Origin of the sequence: Trichocoleus sp. DQ-A3 (assembly GCF_039961975.1) — a bacterium.
Classification (GTDB): Bacteria; Cyanobacteriota; Cyanobacteriia; order Cyanobacteriales; family FACHB-T130; genus FACHB-T130.
In genome coordinates this window covers 57743-81376 of sequence record NZ_JAMPKC010000011.1, presented here as the reverse complement: position 1 = coordinate 81376, position 23634 = coordinate 57743, and the positions used below count along the sequence as shown (strand labels likewise).

Below are 23634 nucleotides of genomic sequence, written 5' to 3'. Positions count from 1 at the left end.
AAAAGCTCCAAAATCTAAAATAAATAAGAAATCTCTTTCTCCAGGTATTGATGAACAGCTTTCAACAGCTACAGGAAGCAGAAAAGGTACTGTTTCCGATTTTTTCCGCAATTGACGCAACAGTCAAGCAAAATCTTAAACGAGTGCTGGAAGCCTTTCGTCACCATCGGGTGGGGGCGCACCATTTCGCTGGTGTCACCGGCTACGGTCACGATGATTTAGGGCGTCAGACGCTCGATCGGGTATTTGCGGACGTGATGGGTGCCGAAGCTGCTGCGGTTCGAGTGCAGTTTGTGTCCGGTACTCATGCGATCGCCTGTGCCTTATTTGGCGTTCTTCGTCCTGGAGATGAAATGCTGGCAGTGGTCGGTGCCCCCTATGACACGCTAGAAGAAGTTATTGGTTTGCGTGGGCAAGGCCAAGGCTCCTTACTTGATTTTGGCGTTAGTTACAAAGAATTGGCTCTTACGGAAGAAGGAATTATTGATTGGCAAGCGCTGGCGACAGGAGTTAGCGATCGCACTCGTCTCGTGTTAATCCAGCGTTCCTGCGGCTATTCCTGGCGTCCCAGTCTTTCCATTACCGACATCGAAAAAATTGTTTTCCTGGTCAAACAACAAAATCCCAACACAGTTTGCTTTGTCGATAATTGTTATGGGGAATTTATTGAAGAACAGGAACCTACCGCTGTCGGTGCCGATCTAATGGCTGGCTCTTTGATTAAAAATCCTGGTGGTACTATCGTAACCGCTGGCGGCTATGTTGCGGGGCGGGCAGACTTAGTAGAAGCCGCCGCCTGTCGTTTGACGGCACCAGGAATTGGCAGTAGTGGTGGTGCCAGTTTCGATCAACATCGCCTGATGTTCCAAGGATTGTTCCTCGCACCACAAATGGTCGGGGAAGCCATGAAAGGGAATCACCTGACGGCTTACGTTTTCGATCAATTGGGTTATGCAGTGAATCCTTTACCAATGGCACCCCGCCGCGACGTGATTCAAGCCATCAAATTGGGTTCGCGTGAGAAGATGATTGCCTTTTGTCAAGCCATTCAACAGCACTCGCCTATCGATTCCTATGTCGATCCGATACCCGGTGATATGCCGGGATATGAGAGCCAGCTAGTGATGGCTGGAGGTACCTTTATTGAAGGCAGCACCTCTGAATTGTCATCCGATGGACCACTACGAGAGCCATACGTTGTATTTTGTCAAGGGGGAACCCATTGGACTCATGTAGCGATCGCGCTAGAAGCCGCAATTGAAGCTGTGGGGCCAGCTTAGAATAATTTCGCGCCAAGACGCCAAGAAAAACTTTGCGCTTTTGCGTCTTGGCGCGAAACCTTCAAGATTCCGGCAATTTATACTGCCCGACAATTCGCTTGGCATATTCTGGTACGTGCGCCTCTAACTTCTCCGGATGATTGCGCTTCACATACAAATAATTGCGGGTGAAGTGGGAATCAATTGAGAAACGGGCATACTCTAAACCTTTGGGGCCAATTTTTTCAATCACGACTCCCATCAGCTTTGCCGCCCACATCGGGAGAGTAACGCCTTTATCGTAAGCGGGAATACTTTGTTGTACCGCTTCTTTGCGGTTTCCGTGGGACATCACTGGCTGCGTGTCTATCTGATCTTGCACCAAATCCAGCATTTCTTTGCCAGTGTCATTCCGCACCACAATCCACTGCCAGCCAAAGGGTGCGCCCATGTAGCCTACGACTAAATCTGCCAGAGAATTCACATAATCAAAGCAGCTCATACAAGAAGGAGCGAAAACATCCTTTAACTGGTTTGTCTTCAGTCCAAAGAAAGGCACCATTTCCGTAGAGCCATCTTCGTGCTTGAAGTGAACCCGGAAATCTTGCATAAACTCGTAATGCACCACTGTATCCGGGGAACGGCTAGTGGTTTCCAAGAATTTTTGCAACCCGGCGCGGTTAACATTATCGACACAGGGCGTACCCAAAACGTAAAGCTTTTCTAATCCCAGTTCCTTCTCAACGGCTCGTAATGCTTGAATTTGGCAACCAACACCAATTACCAACAGCCGCTTCATCCCAGATTGCTCAATTTGCTCCAATACCGAAAGATTAGGCGACAGCGTTGGTTTATTCACCCGCGCTGCCAGAATTTCTTCTGGCGTGCGAGCGATTATCGGCATCGGCTGAAATCTGTCTTCCTTCGTATTCTGGACGCAGACAACGCCCTCAACCATGCCGCGATTGAGCATTTCAATGGCAATGGTGCTGACAATTCCCGTCCACTGCGCCCCCTCGATTGGCTCAGTTTTCCGCGCCGCCATCATCTCTTGACTAACCCCAAAATACCAATCATCGGGATTATCCAGATTGCGGCTTCTTCCGTGGATTTCTTCTTCTAGTTCCGCTATCTGCTGATTAAGAAATGCACACGCTTCCTTGACATAGTGAATATAGTATGTGTCGCATAGCCCACACTCGCTACAGAGTTCTTTAGCAGGGCGACGACTAGAAGGTTTGAGGGCTTTGGCTTTATCGTGAGGGCGCACCGAAGTCATAATTAAGGGCAGTTTATTAACTAAAAACATCTATCTGAGCAAGATAGCTCAAAGCTTACTTTTACATAAAAACTGAGAGAGGTGATAAGGATTTCAGTAATTATTACGAAGACGCAACAAGTAACTTTTTCTATGCTTATGAGGGTGCAGACTGCTTAATAGAAAGTTAATAAGCAAACGGGAACATATAGCTATGGGATTATTTGAGCGCATCAGCCGCATAGTCAGAGCTGAGATTAACCATATTAACCGTGAAAACTATACAGGTAACTTCGGAGATGGTACAGCATTTGCGGCTGGAGGGGCTACATCTGGTGCTGCCATCGGCAAAATTGGAATAGTCGCAAAAGGCGGTGGTTTTAGCGTTGGCGCAGTTCCCTTAGGTGCGGCTGGAGCATTAACTGGTCTTGCCCTTTATGAAGCAATAAGAGCAATAGCAGAGCGAAATACTCGGTCTCTTGGTGCGGCAGCAGCAGGAGCAGCAGCAGGTGCGGGTATTTCAGGTGCTATTGGCGGCGTAGGAGTAGCTGCTGGGGGAACTGCATTTGCTGTTGGTATGGCTCCTATGGCAGCTGCTGGAGCTGTAGCTGGCCTTGGTATCGCTAGCTTGGCTCGGCTCATTCAACAAGGAATTGACCCCGAAAAGCTGCTAGAGCTAGCTATTGAGGATATGCACGAAGACTTGGTGAAGTTGCGTAAAGCTGTTGTTCCAGTCATAGTCGCTCAAAAACGCCTCCTGCAACAGTACAACCAAGCTCAAACCGAAGTGAACAACTGGCATCAACGCGCTCAGTTGGCTCTCCAAAAAGAGGATGAGAATTTGGCTCGTGAAGCGATCTTGAGGAAAAAGATTCACGCTGAAACCGCAAGCACTCTAAAAGCCCAAATAGACCAGGGAACAGCTCAGGTAGATACGCTCAAGCGCAATTTAGCTGTTTTTGAAAGTAAGGTTTCTGAAGCCAAAGCGTACAAGCCCATCCTTAAGGCACGAATACAAGCTGCCAAGGCTCAAGAGCAGCTGCAAAACACAGTCGGTCGGCTGAATACCAGCAGATCGATGGCAGCCTTTGAGCGGATGGAAGAAAAAGTGTTGGAACTAGAAGCTCGTTCCACAGCAGCAGCCGAGCTTACTGGCAATAATTTAGATCAGCAATTTGCCATGCTCGAATCCGGCAATGACGTTGATGATGAATTGGCAGCAATGAAAGCGCAGTTGACTGGTTCTTCCACCACCCAAGCGCAACTACCGGCAGCTAACCCAACTACTACTTCCTCTAAATCTAATTTAGCAGTTGATAACGAATTAGAAGACTTAAAAAAGCAACTAGATAACCTTTAAAAGGCAGACTGTCGCATAGGAAATAGACTCGCTTACCCTGCTTCATTATTTAGGGCAGACGGGGAAAGGAAAAAGCGCGATCGCTCTTTCTTTCTCTTCCTTCGTGTTCTTTGCGTCTTCGTGGTTCCACTTCTTCCGTGCAGATAGGTAATGTAGGAGCGCGATCGCTCTCCCACCTTCCACTAAAACGCGAAACCCAGCTAGTTTTGGTAGCTGGGTTAACAAATTTACACTAAAACCCTATCAACCAGGGCGAACATCAAGACAGCCTTCTGCATAATTAACTTCTGGAACTTTACCAGCAATCATGCGCGATACAGTCTCGCCATTCGGAGAGACAAAAACGAGACGGAAGTCTTTGTTAGCAAAGCTGCTTGGTTGAACGACCCAGGCTTTACCTTTTTCGCTGTTGAGAAGACGACTTACCTGAATTTGTCCGGGATAGGCAGACTTAATCGTGCTTTCTGTATCGTCAACTTTGATACCATGAACAGTGGTAATTTTATTGGTTTCAACTTCTACCGTAGCGATACGACCTTGAGTGACCATGAAAGTAACACCCTCAGGCCCATTTGCTGGCTTGTAATAGTCACAGACGCGATTGGGATTTTGCCGGGATGGCACGATTGGAGTCCCAGCAACGCCTGATGCCTCAGCAACAGTCATGTTAATTTTAACTGACCCAATGCCGTTAATCGACAGTCCCGATTCGGTTGTCAGTTTTTCGGCTTTCTTGAGGCAAGTATTCTCGCCACTTTGATCGTTTAAGCATTTGCCGTTTCTATCCAGAATAATAACTGAGTTGACAGTTGGAAATTGCTTAAGGGTGGTATTAATAGAGAATTTTTGACGAGCATCATCTCCAGTACCTCCTGAAATTACCGACTTACAGAATTTCAGTTTAGCAATTCCATTCGTGATGGAAATCGTAAAATCTTTGCCGCAGTTGGAACTGCCCTTGAATTCAATAGGGTCGATTAAACCACGAGCTTTTTCCTGACTTGTAGGCCCTGCGATTAATTGCTCAATGGCAAACTGGGCTGTACTCGGACTGTTTGTTGTTCGCCAAACTGGCTCAACATAAGTGAAATCTTGCCCGCTTTGGGGGTTTTTAGGAAAAAAGACTTTTACCTTTTTTGGAGTTGCTTTCACCGGCTCGAAGCTGCTTTGAACAGCTTGTTTAGTTTGAGCGGTTTTTTCTGAAGAAGATACTTCTAAGCTTGATTGGGGTTGAGTTGGTTCCGTCGAGGGTTTAATTGATGATTCGGTTACGAGTTTGGGTGTTTCTGAGGAGGGTGCGGCATCTGTAACTTGAGTGTCACAAGCACTGATACCCGAAACTATTAATAACAAGCCAAAAGAAAATAAAGCTGATTTACGGATGCGGTACATTTTGTTTCTGAGATGGATGAATGACTAATTACTTACGTTCTCTACTGTAGAAAGCCGTCAGCAGAAAACTGGTGAGGTGGTGTGTCAATACTTGGAGTGACATTAAGTGGAAACAAGCCCTTGTGAGTTGTTTCCAGAAAAAGCAGAGACGTTCTGTCTGAGAAAAAATGGGGTTTGAAGGCTAACAGGGGTTTTCTGCGTCTCCTGAAGCCTTGTGGCGGTCGCTGGGACAATCAAGAGAGTGACACAGACAGTTGAAGGGAACGTGTAAATCGTTGTTTTAATGAAAACATAAAGAGAAACCGGCTGAGTCAAAGTGAGACAGCAATGCTTCCAAATGTATCTGCTAACGCATACTATTTAGTATGCAAAATCCTCGTCAAATAGCATTTCTGGCACTTCGAGATGTCCACCGTAAAGGCGCTTTTGCTGACGTGGCACTCGACCGACTGCTGCGCCAAGCAGACTTAAGTGCTACCGATCGGCGCTTAGTGACAGAGTTAGTTTATGGGAGTGTGAGAAGACAGCGATCGCTCGATGCACTCATCGACCATCTAGGTAAAAAGAAAGCCCACCAACAACCCCTAGACCTCCGCGCAATTCTGCATCTAGGCTTATATCAACTTCGTTATCAAGACCGAATCCCTGTGTCGGCAGCTGTGAATACTACCGTGCAATTAGCCAAAGAAAACGGATTTTCTGGGCTTTCCGGCTTTGTCAATGGTCTATTGCGACAGTATATTCGTCTAGCGGAAAGCAAAAAGCCGGGGAACCGGGGAGGAGAAGTTCAGAACTTAGAATCTGACCCGCTACATCTGCCAAAAAACCCAGTTGAACGATTAGGCATCTTACACAGCTATCCCGACTGGATTATCGAAGTATGGCTAGAACGTCTGGGTTTAGAAGAAACAGAACAGCTGTGTGAATGGATGAACCAAACACCAGCAATTGACTTGCGGGTAAATCCCCTCTGCGCTGAGATAGAGAAAGTTGAGGCAGCACTGCAAGCTGCGGATATCTCAGTTAGTCGGGTGCCCCATCTACCGCAAGCTTTGAGGCTAACTGGTGGCACAGGTGCAATTCAAAATTTACCTGGTTTTAGCGAAGGTTGGTGGACGGTGCAAGATAGTAGTGCCCAGCTAGTCAGTTATCTGCTAGATGCCCAACCGGGCGAAGTAGTCATTGATGCCTGTGCAGCACCAGGGGGAAAGACAACGCACATCGCAGAATTAATGGAAGATCGGGGAACTGTTTGGGCGTGTGACAAGACTGCTTCCCGTCTTCGGAAACTGCAAGAAAATGCCAAACGGTTAAGTTTGCACTCGATTCAAATTCAGGAGGGGGACAGCCGCAACCTACCCCAGTTTATCAATCAAGCTGATAGGGTATTACTCGATGCCCCCTGCTCTGGACTGGGGACGCTACATCGTCATGCTGACGCCCGTTGGCGGCAAACTCTACAGACAGTTCAGGAACTTTCAATTCTGCAAGGCGAACTATTAGATCGAGTGGCTACCTGGGTTAAACCGAATGGCATTCTGGTTTATGCAACTTGTACCTTGCATCCATTGGAGAATGAAGGTGTTGTTCGCGCCTTTTTAGAGCGTTACCCCCAGTGGCAGATTTTGCCCCCCAACCCCAATTCACCAGCGGCAGCTTATACTACCCCTGCTGGATGGATCGAAGTCTGGCCCCACCGGCATCAAATGGATGGATTCTTTATGGTACGGCTACAGAAGAAAAATAGCTAAACCTCTATGGTAGTTGTGGTTGCAGAAATCTGTTGATGGATTAATCTGTTAGGGGAAATAAGGGAAAAGCCAATGGTAGCCAATTCTAGTGTTAAACAGCTTGTTAAAATTCTCATCGGCGCAGCTTGGATTGATGGCAAAATTCAGTCAGAGGAACGGCAATATCTTCAGCGAGTGGCGAAGGAAAAGGGCATTGCTGACGATCCAGAGATTCAGCCTTTGTTGTATGAACTCGTAGCTGTAAGCCCAAGCGAGGTCTACAATTGGGTGCAAGATTATTTAGGCGATCGCCCCAGCACCGACGATTACCAGCGCCTCATCGAAGCCCTCAGCGCTTTAATTTATAGCGATGGCGAGGTAGCGATTGAGGAAGCTAAACTCCTGACTCGATTACAGCTTCTAGATCCCAACAGTGCCTCTCAGAAGTCAGCCCCTAGTCCTGTCCTCAAAGCGATTCAAAAACTCTACCGTCGGTGGGTTGACCATCAGAACTAGCTTTAAGACTAATAGATAAAGACCCGAATTTTGACATCATCATTCCACAAGTTAGGGCACGCTACACATAGCGTGCCTTTTTTTTGCATTCCCAATCTATATTGTGATCGGCTTCTAGAGGCTCCGGAAGCCAATTTTTTCTACAACAAGCAACTATTTTTGCAAAATATGCGTCTTTCCTTCTTAGGCAGTCCAGAACTTTCCGCTGAAACTGTCTATATCTCTATAATCTGTCACGGCAGTAAATAAATTTGTTGAGATTGAAATTTCTAGGAACCTATCAGGTAATCTTAGGTCTAAATAATCAAAGGAATGCGAAAAGTGGAGAAGTTCTCAATGTCTAACTTAAAGCGCTTGAAATCTGGAACAGCTTTACTACTAATGCTGGGAATGTCGGCAGGTTCGATGGCTCCCCTAGTAGAAACAATTATGTCACCGGCACCAGCTGTTGCTCAAGCTATCAATTTTAGTGATGTATCCTCAAGCTACTGGGCTGCTAGTTTTATTCAAGAACTGGCACAACGTGATGTAATTGCCGGGTTCCCCGATGGTACGTTTCGACCCAACGATCCGGTGACTCGTGCCCAATTCGCGGCGATGGTTCGTAAGGCCTTCAACAAGAATAAAATCCGCAATGCTGTTAATTTTGTGGATCTTTCATCGACCTACTGGGCATACTCGGCTATCCGTGAAGCTTACGAAATGGGATTTTTGTCGGGTTATCCCGGTAACGTCTTTAGACCTACACAAAATATTCCCCGCGAACAAGTTCTAGTTTCCTTGGCGAATGGCTTGAATTACACTGCCAGCAATCCCGTATCGGCTGATTTGCAAGTGTATAACGATGCTTCTTCCATCTCTACCTATGCTCGTAGTAGCATTGCTGCGGCAACAGAAAAGAGCATTGTGGTGAACTATCCGACTCTCCAGACGCTGAATCCAACTCGGAATGCCACCAGAGCGGAGGTAGCAGCTTTCATCTATCAGGCATTGGTGAGTTCTGGACAAGTAGCGGCAATTAATTCGCCCTATATTGTCTCTCTCAACGACACACCGCCAGAGGACACGACAGTCGCGATTCCGGCTGGAACCACCATCCCAGTTAGGTACGAGAAAGAAAAAATTCTGGTTACAAAGGACGAAAGGGCACCGCTGACGCTAACGGTGGCAGCAAATATCACCACATCTGATGGAACGGTGCTAATCCCCTCTGGCAGCCAAGTGGTCGGTGAACTGCAACCGGCTCAGGGAGGCTCTCAGTTTGTGGCGAAGGAACTGGTTTTCACGAACGGTCAACGGGTGGCTATCGATGCTACTTCTCAAACCATTACCAAAACCGAATCCGTTACCAAGGGTACTAGCGTTGGTGGGATCCTCAAGAATGCCGCATTAGGTGCTGCTGCTGCTGCTGCGGTTTCTGCGGTGACGGGTGACAAAGCGATCGCTACCGAAGAAGTCTTGGGCGGTCTGGGAATTGGTGGACTCATCGGACTGTTCCTCGGTCGGGATAGAGTGGATCTGATTGCGATTGATCCGGATACGGATCTGAATCTGCGGTTAAATGACGAGTTAGTGCTAGAGCAGTAATATTTGCAGAATGAAGCGTGCAATTCTAGTTGACTGCTGATTGCTTCATTCTTTAAGCAGATAGGCACAAAGAAATAAGTATTTTCTAAACCCGGTTTCTAGAAGAAATCGGGTTTTTAATTCTAAATGGCGTCTTATCACAATCCTATTTAAGTTGTGAGATGCCAGCAGTTCAGATGCCCAACTTCTCCAGGAAGTCGGGCATCTCGTTTTCACGAATCATTGATGACTGCTATACCATGCAGACCGATCGCCTCAGATAAGTAATCGTATTACCCATTACCAGCTCAAATACAAATAAATGTAAGAGCAACTTATCAAACTTCATCTTCGCCCTTTAAGGCTTCAGTTAGTAACCAGACAATAAAGGTCGTTCCGGGTCCTTGAGTGTGGGGAATACTGCGATCGAGCCAGTTGTGTTCGGCGGGGCTAATGACTTCAATTTCGCCCTGCATTTGTTCTACTAAATCTCTCGCGATCGCTAAACCCAATCCACTCCCCGGAATCTCAGTTTCTGCCTGGACGCCTCGGTAATGTCGCTCAAACAAATGCTCTTTATCTTGCACGGGAATGCCAGGGCCAGTATCGCTAATTGCGATCGCCTGAAAATCTCCTTGAGAAGTATGTCGTCGATTTCCTGCCTGAATGTAAACTTGCCCACCCGCCGGGGTATATTTCAAAGCATTGTCAATCAGATTGCTTAACACTTCGCGCAGCACTTTGGCATTGGCTTGTACTGGCGGCAAATTCGGAGGAATTTCTGCTAATAAAGCCAGATTTTTTTCTTGGGCGATCGCGCTGGATGTCACCACTAGCGGTTCCAAAACTTTCGCCACCGAGCAGGATTCCAATGCCAGCGCTCTCGTCGGAATTGTTTGAGGCTCCAATCCCAAGGGAGAGTAGAGATTTCCTAAATCTTCACCTTTTCGGGGAAGCGGGCAAGACGGGGCAATCGGCACGGGAACTGCATCGTAAGAACGATCCGCGATTTGCCCGTACAAAGGCACTAACTCTCCTTCGTCCATATCCACTGCCCGATCGAACTGTAGAAGCAACTCTTGCAAGCGATCGCTTTCACGCACGATGCTGTTGGCAACTTCGCGGTTCGCATCTCCAGGTACCAATCGTCTGAGGAGCAACTTGCCAAACGTCCGTAAGGCGGTCATGGGATTGCGAAACTGATGTATCAGATCGTCCATGAGATCGCGCTGTTGAGCCTGAAGATGACGCTGCTGACTCAGCTGTTGCTCAAACCATTGGGAACGCCGATCCAGAATACAAGCGCTCGCCAGTGTATCGGCAATCCGTTCAATCGCGGTTCGTTCCCGCTGGTTCCAAGGTCTATCTTCACGAGCTGTCACCAGCAGCCCCATCACCACACCTTCATGCAACAAAGGCACCACAATTTGGCGCGAGGAGCTACTCAAGTCAGCATCGGCGAAGAGCGATCGCTGGAGGGGCGATGTCCCCGCCTTTGCCTGCAATTCATCAATCGTTTCTTCTTTCCCGACTTCAGCCGCCGATTCCGTTGAACCCATCTCAGAAACCGCATCGGACTCCTGAGAAACCGGAGATGCCGCTGACAATAACCGAGGAATGGATGCCAACGGTCGATCGGAAAATCCCAAAGCCGAAATCTCATCCGTTTCCCATTCCACCGCTGTCTGTGGGTAAGCAACAACCGGCCTTAGCTTAGTTGGGACGCCCTCTACCAGTTCTTCCGTTAAATACACAACACTCAAGGCAGCTTCCAGTCCTTGAGTTAATAGTGCTACTTGTGATTGGCACAAAGTTATGAATTCTGAACTGGTAGACATAGACACATTCGCTTATACTTGGGTACTTGACAGCGAGGAAAATTGCATTCATCGGATCGGGTTTTCTTCCGTCGATCCTGACACGCAATTGCGCTGAAGCGGCAAAGGTCGTGCAAAGACGTCATTTTTGTTTCTTTTTATTACAAAAATTTTAGCGAGCTTTCATGATAGTTTGGTTACGAAACTGCTTCCAAACTGGCTAAATTTTGTCAAGGTCGAATAAATATAGCCCTTTATACGCTATATCTAGGCTCTAGTTTGGACAAGCTTGCATATATAGCGTCTATTGCCCGTTCTGCTGCTGTCGATTTTAATTTCTGAGGGCTGTAATGTTTGTATCAATCGGTAAAAAGCGGTTGATATTTTGAACTCAAACCGATATACTTGCGACGGTTTTTGTATCTATCATTACAACTGTCAGAATTAAAGGGGAGGTAAGGAGGTTGGCTAGAAGACGCAAGCGGAAAAGTCGCCGTCGCCAGGAAGGACGTAGAATTTTAGAGCATGTCCCTCAGTATAGTATTGAAAGTGGCGAAGATAAACCAGTCACCGCCGCGCGAAAGTTTATTCAAACCGAAGGAATCCTTCCGCCTGCTTTGCTGCTCGTGAAGCGGAACGAACACACCACAGATCGGTACTTTTGGGCGGAAAAGGGGCTATTTGGTGCCCAATATGTTGAAGAAAATCATTTTCTGTTTCCTAGCCTTAGGATAATCGACAATCCTGTGGAAAAGCCTACCCTCGCCGCTGTTCGTAGCAGCTGAAGTTTTAGGCATTAAACGTGAAAACTCGGTTATAGGGGCGGTTCGCGAACCGCCCCTATTGTTTTATAGGAGGAATTTTGAATTTTTCCTCATAATTAAAATTCTTTTGGATTCACAAACTGACCAGGTTTTAGAATTTTTTAAGATTTTTAGCCAGAGAGTTGTCATTCGCAAGGCTTTAATTGCAGTTCCTGTTGCAATTGAGCCAATTCATCACGATGGGCGATGACAGTAATTAAACTTCTGGTCTCTTTTTCGACACCTGCAAATGTTTCCACCTTCAGGGAAACTTGTTCGCTGCGTCCAGCTTTTTTCCAGTAAAAAACGCCAGCGGCTGGTGAAAGGAGAACCAAACCTAGAAAGATTTTAGCGAATGGGGGAAATAAAATTGCTAAAACTAACGCCAAACAAAGAAAGCCACAAAAAGCTAATAAGCTCAGAAAAATTGCCAAAAACCAGCTGGGGCGGACAAAGCCTTGGAATGTAACTTGATTTTGCTTTGCATCCACCGCCGCAATCCGGTAAGCACGCCGATCGAAATATTGTTGCAATTGAATTAAAATTGATTCTTCTGGTTGCTCCGCAATCAGTTTCACTTGTTGCGTTCGATCCTTAGCGGAGGCTCGAATAAAGAAAAATAGACCGACTGCTAACAACAGTGTTAGCAGAAATGTTGAAAAGAGAATTGTCGTATTCACGAATTTCTAGATAGGACAATGGAAAATAGGCTCTTGTCCAAGAGATACAAGATCGCCTATAACCTATAGCCTATCGCAAGAGAGCTTCTTTGGGATTGGCTCAGATGGCTTGAGATTCTCTCATTGTGTATTCATCCCAAAGGCGAGCCAGGTCATGAGCCTGTTCCAGACACTCTGGGCGAATTTGATACATTCGACGAGGTCTTCCTCTGCCTTCCACTTTTTTCCAATACCCTGTGATAGCGGCTTGGTCTTCCAGAAATTTTAAGGCGCTGTATAAAACGGTATCAGAAAGCCGATAGGTAGGATATTCACTCTCTAGTCGCCCGATGAGTTCTGTTCCATAGGATTCTCCGCTCATCAAAACTGAAAGGACATAACACACCGCTAGTTCCTTGTTGAGATAAGTGGGAGGAGGGTCTTGAAAAAACTGATAAATATCCTCAAATTTCATCTGCATAATTCACTGAACTCCCAGCCAAATAAATTGGATTAGGATCGGTTTGCCCAATCTAACGATGCCTTTATCAATCAGAAAACACACCCCAAACAAGGCTGCTATCACTGGTGTATTAAGACCGCGAACGATCAAAAGCAGCGCGTGATGTCAGCTGGCAAAATGACAGAACGATACCATCAATTTTAGACACTCAATTCTGGGTTGGCCTGCCAGACTTCACGGATGATTTTGCCATCCTTATCAAATTGCACCTGGTAGGAAAGCGACAAAACAACAGGGGTTCCGTGCTTGGACTTGGCATAGATCGTGATGACTGCTTCGACAGCGCGATCGCGTTGCTGTTGTTTAACAACCTGGAAATCTTGGATTTTGTACTTCGAGAAGAATTCTTCCCAGGCTGGGTAGATGGATTTCCCCTGATAGACTTCGTCCAGAACGCCATAGGAGCGCATTAAAATGGCATTGTCACTGTATTGCGTGACTGTTCGCTCCGGGTTTTCCGTAGCGATCGCTGCCCAATGTTTTTGCGCTACCGAAAGCGGTTTCGGCATCACCGTCCTTTGATAGGCTGCCAAACTACCTACCAAAGCAACTGCATAAGCGACGGAGAGTAAATGCTTCCTGAGATTTGGTTGCAGGAATTTCATCATGCTGCTTCCACTTCGAGAGGGCTGCTCTGGAAATGGCAGGCCGTCATCAAAGCCAAGTAAATTAGAAGCCTGCTCTCGAAAGAAAGACGGCTCCATTGGGTTAAAAGTTCTCCAGAGGTTAAACATCTTTGAATTTTGCTGCCCCATTGCCTCAAACTGGTGGTTAGGAAGATTACCGTATAAATTTGGGATTGCATTACTTGTTCAACAAAACGCTCTGTTTATAGATAAATCCGGAATTAAACCGATTTAAAATCAATTTATGCGAGAACAGTTCGATTCATCTCCCGTTCCTTCAGCTCTACAGCGAATCGCTGGCTCTTTTCGGATCGCTGGCTGGGCTGGCTTCTGGGTTCAGTTAGTCCTAGCCGTTGTTTCGAGCATAATTTTCTTGTTTGCCATCCCCGCCGCCCAGCCGCGTGCCAGTGGCGCTGCCGCTGCTAGCCCAGGGACGGGTGGCAGTATCTTTTTTGCAGTTTGCGGTCTTTTAGTGCTGTATTTCAGTGTTTATCAAGCTTGGCGTTACACCCGTTTGGGCATACAGCTAAAAGATTCTAATCCCAACCTCCGCCCGAAAAAGGCAGATACGATTAAAGTTTTAAGGTTTGGATTACTCGTTAGTTTAGGAGGATTATTATTAGCAGTTCTGGGCGCAGAAGCGATTACCGGCACTCTGCTGGCAAAGTCGCTGGCTCAGGCTCAAGGTGGGGTAGCCATCTACGATCCCCAATTTATTAATCGGTTGATTCAACCTTTAGATATTTTTGTGGTGCTGGCGAATACACATACAATTACCGCTCATTTTGCCGGGATTGTTGTTTCCTTGTGGTTGTATAGTCGCATCAACCGACAGTAATGGAGGCAAAGGGTCGAATTGCGGCATCAGCAAGTAAAGAAGGCTGAGAGCGCATACAGACTCTCGGCTGTATCATCGCGATCGCGCGATCGCAGTGTATTCTGATTAATTGGCAAAAAAAGCTGGAAAAAATCTGTGCTAGACCTCAAGCAGATACGGGAAAATTCAGAAGGTGTACAAGAGCGCCTGAATCGTCGCGGGATCGGGCAATATGACATACAGCCGATTTTGCAGCGCGACCAGCAGCAACGAGAACTAGAAGCAAAGCGAAGTCAGCTCCAAGCTCGTGGGAACGAAATCGGCAAATTAGTTGGTCAAAAAATTAAATCGGGTAGCGATCCCAACGGCTCAGAAATCCAAGCATTGCGGGAAGAAGGCAACCAAATCAAAAACCAGATTGCCGAACTTGAACCCCAGGAAAGAACCCTGAAAGCCGAGTTAGAAGCGCTCTTGTTATCGTTTCCTAACTTACCCAGTGAGTCCACACCGATTGGTAAAACTGAAGAAGAGAATGTAGAAGTCCGCCGTTGGGGGGATGAATACTTACCTAAAAATTCCGAAGTTCTTCCCCACTGGGAAATCGGCGAACAATTAGGAATTCTCAACTTTGAGCGCTCTGCGAAAGTTGCACAAAGTCGTTTTGTCACATTAATTGGTGCTGGTGCTGCCTTAGAAAGAGCTTTAATTAGCTTCATGCTCGACCGGCAAATCGCGGCTGGATATGTAGAAGTGATTCCCCCCTTTCTGATCAACAGCGAATCGCTTACCGCCACAAGTCAGCTGCCCAAATTTGCCGACGAAAGCTTTAAATGCGCTCAAGATGACTTGTGGCTAGCTCCCACTGCTGAAGTGCCGGTGACGAATCTCTATCGAGACGAAATCTTAGAGGCGTCGCAGCTGCCTATCTATCACTGTGCCTATACTCCCTGTTTTCGCCGGGAAGCAGGTAGCTACGGACGAGACACGCGAGGGCTAATTCGACTGCACCAATTTAATAAAGTCGAGTTAGTAAAACTTGTCCATCCCAATAACTCTGCCGCAGAGCATGAATCGTTGGTACAAAATGCCGAGGCAATTTTGCAGGCATTGAAGTTGCCTTATCGCGTCATTGAGTTATGCACTGGGGATTTAGGGTTTGGGGCAGCAAAGTGCTACGACTTAGAGGTATGGCTGCCGTCTGCTGAGAAATACCGCGAGATTTCTAGCTGCTCTAACTTCATGGATTTTCAGGCTCGACGCGGCAGCATTCGTTTCAAAGAAGCTGGAAAAAAAGGAACCCAGTTTGTCCACACGTTGAATGGTTCCGGATTAGCAATCGGGCGCACAATGGCAGCGATTCTGGAGAACTATCAACAACCAGATGGCACCATCAAGATACCCGAAGCGCTGCAACCTTACCTAGGACGAGAAGTGCTAGGGCAAAAATGAAGGATGTCCGGCTTTGCCCTTCCTGAAGGGTGGCATGAAAGACGAGAGATCAATCTTTCTAAATTCGCGGCCTAAATTCGCAGCTCTGGGCGGGAAAACCCCGCCCCAGCTCCAGCGCGCCTGGCTCTCAGTGCAACGATCAAAGAGAATCAGATGCGTTGCGTTCAACTGCTGACTCTGGAGAAATCGCCAGGTTCGGCGAAACTGGCAGTGCTTGAGTTGTTACTGTATGAACCGCATTATTACCGTAGGATGCGCCACCTACATTCCCTTTGAGCTGCTGCATCAAGCTTGCCATTTCTAGGGCATTCATCGCATATTCCCAGCCGTGGTTACTCTTGATGCCAGCTCTTTCCAAGGCTTGTTGCATTGTATCTACCGTCAGAATGCCAAAAATTATCGGCACACCCGTTTGAAACCCAGCGTTGGCAATTCCCTTGGAGACTTCCGAGGAGACATAATCAAAGTGGGGAGTTTGACCCCGAATGACTGCACCCAGGCAAATTACAGCATCATATCGGCGCGTGAGTGCCAACTGGTGAGCCACCAAAGGCACCTCAAAACTCCCAGGAACCCAAGCATAGTCCACTTGAGTGCCTTGAGGATTGACATCGATGCCGTGGCGTTTCAGACAATCTTGACACCCCTCCAATAGTTTAGTCGTCACCAAATCGTTGAAGCGACCGATGACGATCGCAAACCGTAGGGGTTGAGTCTGAGTAAACGTTCCCTCGAAAACTGCCATGATTTTAGATATAAGAAGCTTTTTGTCAGTTGTTTTGAGTCATCAGTCATTTGTCTTTAGTCCTGAGTCGGGTGCAGTGGACTGATGACCATCGAACCCTGACCGATGACTGACTCTGACTATCCTTAAACTACCAAATAGCTTAGGGCACCTGTCAGAAATACCAGAGCAATCCAAACTCCAGATCCTAAAAGAAGGAGGCGCTTAGACTGATCCCAGTTCTGAGGAGTGGCATAGGCAACTGGAACCCCAATGACCATGACGAATGATAAAAAGACTAAAGCACCTAGTACCAACTGAAATAAAATTGTCATTTTCTCTTCTCCCAAGACAGCAATGGGCTGGATAGAAATAGTTCAGCCGCAATTCTATACAGTAGTACCGTATCAAAAATCGACACTCATTGGTCATTCGTCATGGGTCATTGGTTATGGGTCATGGGCAAAGGACTAATGACTAAGGACTCATGATGATGAATGTGATTTTGTGCCATACAACAGCGGACTTTGACACCTTGGGAGCGGCGGTGGGGCTAACCCGTCTCCAGCCGGGATCTAGGGTCGTGCTGACCGGCGGTTGCCATCCAGCAGTGCGGGATTTTTTGGCGTTGCACCGAGATGAGTATGCGCTGATTGAGCGTCGCGCTGTGAACCCAGAGCAGATTCGGTCGATTGCCGTTGTGGATACTCAAAAACGCGATCGCGTGGGAAAGGCGTCTGAATGGCTGGATTTACCGGATTTATGGGAAGTTGTCGTTTACGACCATCACCCAGATGGGGACGGAGATATCCCCGCTACCCGCACCCAAGTTGAGCCTGTCGGTGCAACCACTACTCTGATTGCCGAGCAACTCCAGCAAGAAGGCATCCAGTTGACACCTTCTGAGGCAACCGTGATGGCGTTGGGAATCCATGTGGATACAGGATCGTTAACTTATGAAGGGGCGACGGCAAGAGATGCGATCGCGTTGGCTTGGTTAATGGAACAGGGGGCAAGCTTGCGCTTAATTGCCGATTATGTTGAGCCGGGTTTATCGCCTCAATTGCAGGAACTGTTGACGGAAGCCCTGGACAACTTGCAAAGAGCGACAACGTGCGGCTATACCGTTTCTTGGGTGCTGCTCAAAACCTCTGACTACGTTCCCGGCTTGTCAACGCTTGCGACTCGACTTCTGGATCTGGGCGAAAGCGATGCTTTGCTACTCGCTACGGCGTATCCAGTGGGGGATGGAGGTGAAGAGCGATTTACGGTCATTGGGCGATCGCGTATTGAAGGCACCAATCTCAATGAATTATTTCAACCGCTGGGTGGCGGGGGGCATTCCCAGGCGGCGTCGGTGACACTTCGCGGCGTCGATTCCCAGGCAACCCTGGAGCAGCTCGTCAGTCAGCTAAAACATCAAATTCCCCAGCCGCTGACAGCTCGGGAATTGATGTCATCGCCAGTGCGAACAATTCGCCCGGACACGACCATTGAGCAAGCCCAGAGAATTTTATTACGTTATGGGCATTCTGGTCTTTCGGTCGTGAATTCCGAAGACCAACTGGTGGGGATTGTTTCCCGGCGGGATATCGATCTGGCATTGCATCATGGCTTTAGTCATGCGCCGGTAAAAGGCTACATGGCTAACAATCTGAAGACGATTACCCCGGATACGTCCTTGCCAGAGATTGAATCGATTATGGTGACTTACGATATCGGGCGGTTGCCAGTATTGCAAGATGGGCAACTTGTCGGAATGGTGACGCGCACCGATGTCTTACGGCAGTTGCATCAGGGAAGAGGGAATGGAGGATATGTTACAGATGACGAGAGAAAAAATCCCCTTCCCAATTCCCGATTATCAATTCCGAATACTCATCAACCCCTGACCGATATTTTGCGCGATCGCCTTGCTCCTCCCTTGTGGGAATTTCTCACCAGAGCCTCCCAGCAGGCAGAACAACGCGGCTGGCATCTCTATCTGGTTGGCGGAGGGGTACGGGATTTACTGCTCGCCAATCCCCATGAAACCTTGATGCTTTCAGATATTGACTTGGTAGTAGATGGCTTTCACCGTTCGGCGGATGTCGGTGCTGGAGTAGAACTGGCGAAAGCACTTCAACAAACCTATCCAAATGCCCGTCTAGAAGTCCACGGTCAATTTCAAACAGCCGCGCTACTGTGGCACAATGACCCAGTTTTAGACTCTCTTTGGGTAGATATTGCGACAGCTCGAACCGAGTTTTACCCTTACCCAGCGGCGAACCCAGAAGTTGAAGCAAGTTCAATTCGCCAAGATTTATATCGGCGAGATTTCACTATTAACGCCTTGGCGATGCGACTGACGCCACCCCGCGCGGGTGAATTATTAGATTTCTTTGGCGGAATGCTAGATTTGCGATCGCGCCAAATCCGCGTCCTCCATGCCAATAGCTTTATCGAAGATCCGACGCGCATTTATCGCGCCGTGCGGTTTGCAGTGCGCCTGGGATTTCAGATTGAGCCACAGACGGAAGGATATATCCGCTATGCGCTAGAGAGTGGAATTTACGAGCGATCGCTCTCTGAAAATAGCAAAGCCCCAGCGCTACAAACACGGCTGAAAGCAGAACTCAAATACATCCTCCAAGCGCCCTACTGGAAACCCGCGTTGCAGTTACTTGCCGATCTGGGGGCGTTGCGGTGCCTCCATCCCACGCTAGAGTTAGATGAGCCATTATGGAAGCAGGTGCGTTTACTAGATCGGTGTCTGCGCCGATTTGATCCCCAGAAAACCCTCGATCATTGGCAGATGCGGCTAGAAATTTTAATTGCCTACCTCGCTGGCGAATATCGCGCGAAAGTGGCAATCAATCTGCAATTACCGACAGACAGTATCGAACGATTAGAGCAACTCGATCGGGATCGAGCGGATGTGGTGAAATTTTTGCCCGAATGTCACCGACCGAGTCAAATTGTCGTGTTGCTGAGACGGTACGAATTGCCTACGTTGATTTTGATTGCTGTCAAAAATTCGCGTCTGATTCGGCGGCTAATTTGGCGATATCTCACTATCTGGGCGAATATTCAACCGATATTAAACGGCAATGATTTGAAAACCCTCGGCTACAAACCGGGGCGTGAATTTAAACCCATGTTAGATCGTCTGTTGGCAGCAACGCTGGATGGAGAAATCCGCGATCGCGCTGATGCTGAAAAATTTTTGGCAGAGTATTATCCACTTTGAAGCGGCTAAGAGTCAAATCCAGGAGCGGAAACACCCGCCCTAAGCAAGCCCGGTAATCAACCGCCGCTTCCCTCCCTCCTGAGACTCAAAATTCGTACCAAGACGGTAGCATAGTTGGGAAAACTGTAACAAATCTTTAATGAACTTAACGGCTGGAGCAGTCCTGAAGAACGGCAAATACGTCCTCGACGCCCCACTGGGTCAAGGTATCTTTGGGATCACCTACCGGGCGACTCATACTCAATCGGGGAAAGCGGTCGTCGTCAAAACCCTCAACGACAGTCTGAGGACTCATCCCGATTTTGAGCGGTTTGGGCAGCAATTTCTCACCCAGGTACGTCGCCTCGCTCGCTGCAAGCATCCTCACCTGGTTCGGGTTCTCGACTTGTTTGAGGAATCTCGGCGATGTTTCATCGTCATGGAGTTCATACCGGGGCAGACCCTGGCCCAATCGCTGCCCGCGGGTCAGATTTTGCCAGAAGCCCAAGCCCTTGACTATATTCGTCAAATTGGCAGTGCCTTAACGGTTATCCACAAGGCAGGGTTACTGCACCGAGATGTCAAACCCCAAAACATCATCCGGCGTCAAGAAACTGATGATGTTGTGCTGATTGACGTTGGTTTTTGTGCTGAATTTACGCAGGGAGTGACGCAAACCCAAGCCAGTTTGCTGAGTCCCGGATATGCCCCAATCGAACAATATCTTTCCCCGAAACAACTCACCCCAGCGACAGATGTCTATGCTTTAGCAGCAAGTTTGTATTGCTTGCTGACAGGGCAACCGCCGGTTCCGGCACCGCTACGCGATCGCATCCCTCTGCCAAATTTACGGGAAATTCAACCCAAACTCAGCCCGACTGCGATCGCTGCGATTTTGTGTGGCTTAGAAATCAAAGCCGAGAAGCGTCCCCAAAAAGTAGAAGATTGGCTCTCCCTGTTGCCAGCTAGCAAGGCTCCACAGGCTCCCCGCGCGACCCAAACGGCTCGTCGCCCTGTAATCCCCAAATCTCAGCCTGCCCCCCAAAAGCCGCAACCAGCCAGCAACACGAAACCGAAGATATCGCTTGCTAGCGGAGTGAACTGGAATCTTAGCCAGGATGTGAAGCGACCGGGCAAAACCCGCCCCTACAAAACTCGACTAGCCAAAGTGAGTGCTGCCCCGAAAAAACTCAAAACAGCGATACGGGCAAACTTCCCGATTGCCTTTGCCAAACTGAAAATCTCGCTAGAGAGTTTCAAGATTCCAGAGGCGATGAATCGCGTCTCTACAAAGCTTGGCTCGTCAGCGAACCTTCCTAGCTTACAAAACTTAAAGTTTCCCAAACTGACACTAGGCAGAGGGCTGATGATGACCGCTGCGATCGCTACCTGTACGGGTGCTGGATTCGGCTTGGCAGTTCGCTTGAACGGAGCAATGGGACCGGGATCTTCTATCCTGCATACCGAACAATCCTTTCCACCCCGCGACGACTGGCCCATCTCAGACACCCCCGATCCCACGTCCAACGCTAACCTGCTATCACCCCCCGCTGCTGTTGTCGCACCCGTACCACCTTCCTCAGGTACACTGCCAAAGCCTAAGCTGTAACCTAGGCTGTATGTAGTATCGAGAGCAAGCAAGTTATAATTTGTTTCGGACGCACAAATAGATTTTTTCATGACGAATCCTGTAGTTCATGCCTTTTTTGTCGGCAGAGCGGTTGCAGAAGCTCTCAATGAACAGGTAGAAAACGCCGTCACCAATGCTCTCTCAGAACTCGGCAAATTTGATGCTGAACAACGAGAGTCTTTGCGGCACTTCACCTCACGAGTAACCGAACGCTCTAACGCCCAAGCTGAAACGGTGATGCGGGGGCGAACCACTACCAGCATTGTGCCTCAAGGCACCCAAACAACAGATTTGCAAGCGACGATTGATGAACTTCGGGCAGAAGTCGCTCGCTTTCGCGCCGAATTACAACGCTATCGCAGCAGCTCAGTATAAATCCTGAGAGCGCAGCGCTCTGTTCGCGTGCTGAGGGGGAATTCAGTTAAAAGTTCAGTTGTGAGTTGTTAGTTATCCAAAACTCACGCACTCAACTGCGATCGCGCCAACTACTTGAAAAAACAGACTTAGGAATCCGAGTGTCAGCCTATCCTAATGACTCTAAACTGAAGCGATACGCGGCTAGCACGCCGAGTGCCCAGCGTGCCGCTGATAAGGCCCGTAAGGATAAGGCTTATCGGTGGAACCGCGAAAGTTACTCCCATCAACGGCGCTTCGTAGATATTTGGGGGTTTGTTTTAACCTTATTGTTTAAGCTCTGGCGCTACAACAAATCTTGGAGCTATCCGGGCGGAGTTACAGAGGAAAAACAAGCCCACAGACGCAGAGCACAAGCGATTTGGATTCGAGAGACGTTCTTAGACCTAGGGCCGACTTTTATTAAAGTTGGGCAGCTGTTCTCCACCCGTGCCGATTTATTCCCTGTGGAGTATGTGGAGGAACTTTCTAAGCTGCAAGACAAAGTGCCTGCTTTTAGCTACGAACAAGCTGAGGTGTTGATTGAGAAGGACTTCAGCAAGAAAGTTTCGCAGCTTTACCGCACTTTTGACCCGATTCCCCTCGCGGCTGCTAGCTTGGGACAGGTACATAAAGCAACTCTCCACAGCGGCGAAGAAGTCGTGGTCAAGGTACAACGACCCGGACTGCGGCAGCTGTTTACGGTTGATTTGCAAATTCTTAGAGGAATTGCCCGTTTCTTTCAAAACCATCCCGACTGGGGTCGGGGTCGTGACTGGCTGGGAATCTATGAGGAGTGCAGCCGAATTCTTTGGGAAGAAATTGATTACCTGAATGAAGGCAGCAACGCCGATACGTTTCGCCGCAACTTCCGCGCCTATGATTGGGTAAAAGTGCCGCGTGTCTACTGGCGATATACGTCGCCACGGGTTGTCACTCTTGAGTACATTCCGGGCATCAAAATTAGTCACTATGAAGCGCTGGAAGCAGCAGGGCTAGATCGAAAGGAACTGGCTCATCTGGGTGCTAAAGCTTACCTGCAACAATTGCTCAACGATGGCTTCTTCCACGCCGACCCGCATCCTGGCAATATCGCAGTCAGTCCCGAAGGTGCCCTAATTTTCTATGATTTCGGCATGATGGGGCGGATTAAGTCCAACATTCGCGAGCAACTAATGGAAACGCTGTTTGGCATTGCCCAAAAAGATGGCGACCGAGTGATGCATTCGCTCGTCGAAATGGGAGCGCTGGCAGCGGTTGATGATATGGGACCCGTACGGCGATCGATTCAGTATATGCTGGATCACTTTATGGACAAGCCGTTTGAAAACCAATCGGTGAGTCAGATTAGTGAAGACCTTTATGAAATTGCTTACGACCAACCTTTTCGGTTTCCGGCGACTTTTACCTTTGTGATGCGAGCCTTCTCAACTTTAGAAGGGGTTGGAAAAGGCTTAGACCCGGAATTTAACTTTATGGAGGTTGCAAAACCCTTTGCAATGCAGCTTATGGCAGATAGTAATGGCAGTAATAGTAGTAGTAGCTTCTTGAATGAATTAGGACGGCAAGCGGCTCAAGTTAGCAGTACGGCTTTGAGTTTGCCCAGGCGGATTGAGGATACGATTGAGAAATTAGAGCAGGGCGACCTGCGAATTCGAGTGCGCTCTATTGAGAGCGATCGCATTCTTCGGCGAATGAGCAGTATTCAGTTAGGAACCAACTATACTTTGCTCATCAGTGCCTTCACTCTGTCAGCCACCATCCTTTTCGTTCAGGGTTATGTCGGGTTGGCAGTCGTGGTTGCTCTGGGGGCATCTGCCATCGCGTTTGTCCTCATTCGCTTGCTCATGCGCCTCGACCGATTTGATCGGATGTTTTGATTCGGGTAAAGTAAAGTTGCTGTT

20 protein-coding genes and 1 pseudogene are annotated in these 23634 nt (G+C 48.2%); 12 read left to right on the top strand and 9 right to left on the bottom strand.

Translation table 11 applies throughout. The features are described 5' to 3' along the window. Nucleotides 1-50: 50 nt before the first annotated feature. Nucleotides 51-1280: a methionine gamma-lyase family protein gene (locus tag NDI44_RS17170; RefSeq protein ID WP_190414422.1), complete on the top strand. Its 1230-nt coding sequence runs from the start codon at nt 51-53 to the stop codon at nt 1278-1280. Nucleotides 1281-1341: 61 nt separating this feature from the next. Here NDI44_RS17170 and NDI44_RS17165 read toward each other — a convergent pair whose 3' ends face one another. Further along, nucleotides 1342-2538 (bottom strand): Coenzyme F420 hydrogenase/dehydrogenase, beta subunit C-terminal domain, encoded by a 1197-nt coding sequence (locus NDI44_RS17165; protein WP_190414421.1) that lies wholly within the window; start codon nt 2536-2538, stop codon nt 1342-1344. A gap of 193 nt (nt 2539-2731) precedes the next feature. Here NDI44_RS17165 and NDI44_RS17160 point away from each other — a divergent pair, with 193 nt between their 5' ends. Further along, on the top strand, nt 2732-3877 hold the full coding sequence (locus NDI44_RS17160) for a PspA/IM30 family protein (RefSeq protein WP_190414420.1): 1146 nt from the start codon (nt 2732-2734) through the stop codon (nt 3875-3877). Between the two features lie 45 nt (nt 3878-3922). On the opposite strand, the gene NDI44_RS17155 is transcribed toward NDI44_RS17160, so the two are convergent. Continuing rightward, nucleotides 3923-4102 (bottom strand): hypothetical protein, encoded by a 180-nt coding sequence (locus NDI44_RS17155; protein ID WP_190414419.1) that lies wholly within the window; start codon nt 4100-4102, stop codon nt 3923-3925. A gap of 18 nt (nt 4103-4120) precedes the next feature. Next, nucleotides 4121-5269, bottom strand: a complete 1149-nt coding sequence (locus tag NDI44_RS17150; RefSeq protein WP_190414418.1) for a GerMN domain-containing protein — start codon at nt 5267-5269, stop codon at nt 4121-4123. A gap of 365 nt (nt 5270-5634) precedes the next feature. Here NDI44_RS17150 and NDI44_RS17145 point away from each other — a divergent pair, with 365 nt between their 5' ends. The 3 genes from NDI44_RS17145 to NDI44_RS17135 all read left to right on the top strand — a co-directional run bounded on the left by NDI44_RS17145 (nt 5635) and on the right by NDI44_RS17135 (nt 9102). Continuing rightward, nucleotides 5635-7020: a 16S rRNA (cytosine(967)-C(5))-methyltransferase gene (locus NDI44_RS17145; RefSeq protein WP_190414417.1), complete on the top strand. Its 1386-nt coding sequence runs from the start codon at nt 5635-5637 to the stop codon at nt 7018-7020. A 72-nt stretch (nt 7021-7092) separates the two neighbouring features. Next, complete coding sequence (locus NDI44_RS17140) at nt 7093-7515, top strand: TerB family tellurite resistance protein (protein ID WP_190414416.1); 423 nt, start codon at nt 7093-7095, stop codon at nt 7513-7515. Nucleotides 7516-7851: 336 nt separating this feature from the next. Continuing rightward, nucleotides 7852-9102 carry an S-layer homology domain-containing protein gene (locus tag NDI44_RS17135; protein ID WP_190414415.1) on the top strand — a complete coding sequence of 417 codons (1251 nt, stop codon included), beginning with the start codon at nt 7852-7854 and terminating at the stop codon, nt 9100-9102. A 317-nt stretch (nt 9103-9419) separates the two neighbouring features. Here NDI44_RS17135 and NDI44_RS17130 read toward each other — a convergent pair whose 3' ends face one another. Further along, a complete protein-coding gene (locus tag NDI44_RS17130; RefSeq protein ID WP_199304901.1) occupies nt 9420-10919 on the bottom strand; it encodes an ATP-binding protein in 1500 nt (499 codons plus the stop codon). A gap of 443 nt (nt 10920-11362) precedes the next feature. On the opposite strand from NDI44_RS17130, the gene NDI44_RS17125 reads away from it, so the two are divergent. Next, complete coding sequence (locus tag NDI44_RS17125) at nt 11363-11683, top strand: DUF3155 domain-containing protein (protein WP_190414413.1); 321 nt, start codon at nt 11363-11365, stop codon at nt 11681-11683. Between the two features lie 164 nt (nt 11684-11847). Here the strand turns inward: NDI44_RS17125 and NDI44_RS17120 are convergent, their stop codons facing one another. The 3 genes from NDI44_RS17120 to NDI44_RS17110 all read right to left on the bottom strand — a co-directional run bounded on the left by NDI44_RS17120 (nt 11848) and on the right by NDI44_RS17110 (nt 13617). Beyond that, nucleotides 11848-12381 carry a cofactor assembly of complex C subunit B gene (locus NDI44_RS17120; protein ID WP_190414412.1) on the bottom strand — a complete coding sequence of 178 codons (534 nt, stop codon included), beginning with the start codon at nt 12379-12381 and terminating at the stop codon, nt 11848-11850. A 100-nt stretch (nt 12382-12481) separates the two neighbouring features. Further along, entirely contained in the window at nt 12482-12835 is a 354-nt protein-coding gene (locus NDI44_RS17115) for a PadR family transcriptional regulator (protein WP_190414485.1), read from the bottom strand. A gap of 188 nt (nt 12836-13023) precedes the next feature. Then, a complete protein-coding gene (locus NDI44_RS17110; protein ID WP_339380741.1) occupies nt 13024-13617 on the bottom strand; it encodes a hypothetical protein in 594 nt (197 codons plus the stop codon). A gap of 136 nt (nt 13618-13753) precedes the next feature. Between NDI44_RS17110 and NDI44_RS17105 the strand changes: the two genes are divergently transcribed. Beyond that, entirely contained in the window at nt 13754-14347 is a 594-nt protein-coding gene (locus NDI44_RS17105; protein WP_190414411.1) for a DUF3611 family protein, read from the top strand. 135 nt (nt 14348-14482) lie between these two features. Continuing rightward, entirely contained in the window at nt 14483-15775 is a 1293-nt protein-coding gene (gene serS, locus NDI44_RS17100; protein ID WP_190414410.1) for a serine--tRNA ligase, read from the top strand. Nucleotides 15776-16037: 262 nt separating this feature from the next. Here the strand turns inward: serS and ribH are convergent. Both ribH and psbZ read right to left on the bottom strand, forming a co-directional pair. Further along, nucleotides 16038-16520 (bottom strand): annotated as a pseudogene (gene ribH / locus NDI44_RS17095) (6,7-dimethyl-8-ribityllumazine synthase); the annotation flags it as partial. Nucleotides 16521-16645: 125 nt separating this feature from the next. Beyond that, a complete protein-coding gene (psbZ, locus tag NDI44_RS17090) occupies nt 16646-16834 on the bottom strand; it encodes a photosystem II reaction center protein PsbZ (protein WP_190414408.1) in 189 nt (62 codons plus the stop codon). Nucleotides 16835-16992: 158 nt separating this feature from the next. Here psbZ and NDI44_RS17085 point away from each other — a divergent pair, with 158 nt between their 5' ends. The 4 genes from NDI44_RS17085 to NDI44_RS17070 all read left to right on the top strand — a co-directional run bounded on the left by NDI44_RS17085 (nt 16993) and on the right by NDI44_RS17070 (nt 23610). Beyond that, on the top strand, nt 16993-19728 hold the full coding sequence (locus NDI44_RS17085) for a CBS domain-containing protein (RefSeq protein WP_190414483.1): 2736 nt from the start codon (nt 16993-16995) through the stop codon (nt 19726-19728). Nucleotides 19729-19867: 139 nt separating this feature from the next. After that, entirely contained in the window at nt 19868-21316 is a 1449-nt protein-coding gene (locus NDI44_RS17080; protein WP_190414407.1) for a serine/threonine-protein kinase, read from the top strand. Nucleotides 21317-21385: 69 nt separating this feature from the next. After that, entirely contained in the window at nt 21386-21712 is a 327-nt protein-coding gene (locus NDI44_RS17075; RefSeq protein WP_190414406.1) for a DUF6825 family protein, read from the top strand. A gap of 140 nt (nt 21713-21852) precedes the next feature. Then, a complete protein-coding gene (locus NDI44_RS17070; protein WP_190414482.1) occupies nt 21853-23610 on the top strand; it encodes an AarF/UbiB family protein in 1758 nt (585 codons plus the stop codon). The last annotated feature ends 24 nt before the right edge of the window (nt 23611-23634 follow it).

Excerpts from the sequence above, each read along its gene's own strand:
- NDI44_RS17170 (WP_190414422.1), top strand. The coding sequence starts at position 51 with ATGAACAGCTTTCAACAGCTACAGGAAGCAGAAAAGGTACTGTTTCCG.
- NDI44_RS17165 (WP_190414421.1), bottom strand. The coding sequence starts at position 2,538 with ATGACTTCGGTGCGCCCTCACGATAAAGCCAAAGCCCTCAAACCTTCT.
- NDI44_RS17160 (WP_190414420.1), top strand. The coding sequence starts at position 2,732 with ATGGGATTATTTGAGCGCATCAGCCGCATAGTCAGAGCTGAGATTAAC.
- NDI44_RS17150 (WP_190414418.1), bottom strand. The coding sequence starts at position 5,269 with ATGTACCGCATCCGTAAATCAGCTTTATTTTCTTTTGGCTTGTTATTA.
- NDI44_RS17145 (WP_190414417.1), top strand. The coding sequence starts at position 5,635 with ATGCAAAATCCTCGTCAAATAGCATTTCTGGCACTTCGAGATGTCCAC.
- NDI44_RS17140 (WP_190414416.1), top strand. The coding sequence starts at position 7,093 with ATGGTAGCCAATTCTAGTGTTAAACAGCTTGTTAAAATTCTCATCGGC.
- NDI44_RS17135 (WP_190414415.1), top strand. The coding sequence starts at position 7,852 with ATGTCTAACTTAAAGCGCTTGAAATCTGGAACAGCTTTACTACTAATG.
- NDI44_RS17130 (WP_199304901.1), bottom strand. The coding sequence starts at position 10,919 with ATGTCTACCAGTTCAGAATTCATAACTTTGTGCCAATCACAAGTAGCA.
- NDI44_RS17115 (WP_190414485.1), bottom strand. The coding sequence starts at position 12,835 with ATGAAATTTGAGGATATTTATCAGTTTTTTCAAGACCCTCCTCCCACT.
- NDI44_RS17110 (WP_339380741.1), bottom strand. The coding sequence starts at position 13,617 with ATGTTTAACCTCTGGAGAACTTTTAACCCAATGGAGCCGTCTTTCTTT.
- NDI44_RS17105 (WP_190414411.1), top strand. The coding sequence starts at position 13,754 with ATGCGAGAACAGTTCGATTCATCTCCCGTTCCTTCAGCTCTACAGCGA.
- psbZ (WP_190414408.1), bottom strand. The coding sequence starts at position 16,834 with ATGACAATTTTATTTCAGTTGGTACTAGGTGCTTTAGTCTTTTTATCA.
- NDI44_RS17085 (WP_190414483.1), top strand. The coding sequence starts at position 16,993 with ATGAATGTGATTTTGTGCCATACAACAGCGGACTTTGACACCTTGGGA.
- NDI44_RS17080 (WP_190414407.1), top strand. The coding sequence starts at position 19,868 with ATGAACTTAACGGCTGGAGCAGTCCTGAAGAACGGCAAATACGTCCTC.
- NDI44_RS17075 (WP_190414406.1), top strand. The coding sequence starts at position 21,386 with ATGACGAATCCTGTAGTTCATGCCTTTTTTGTCGGCAGAGCGGTTGCA.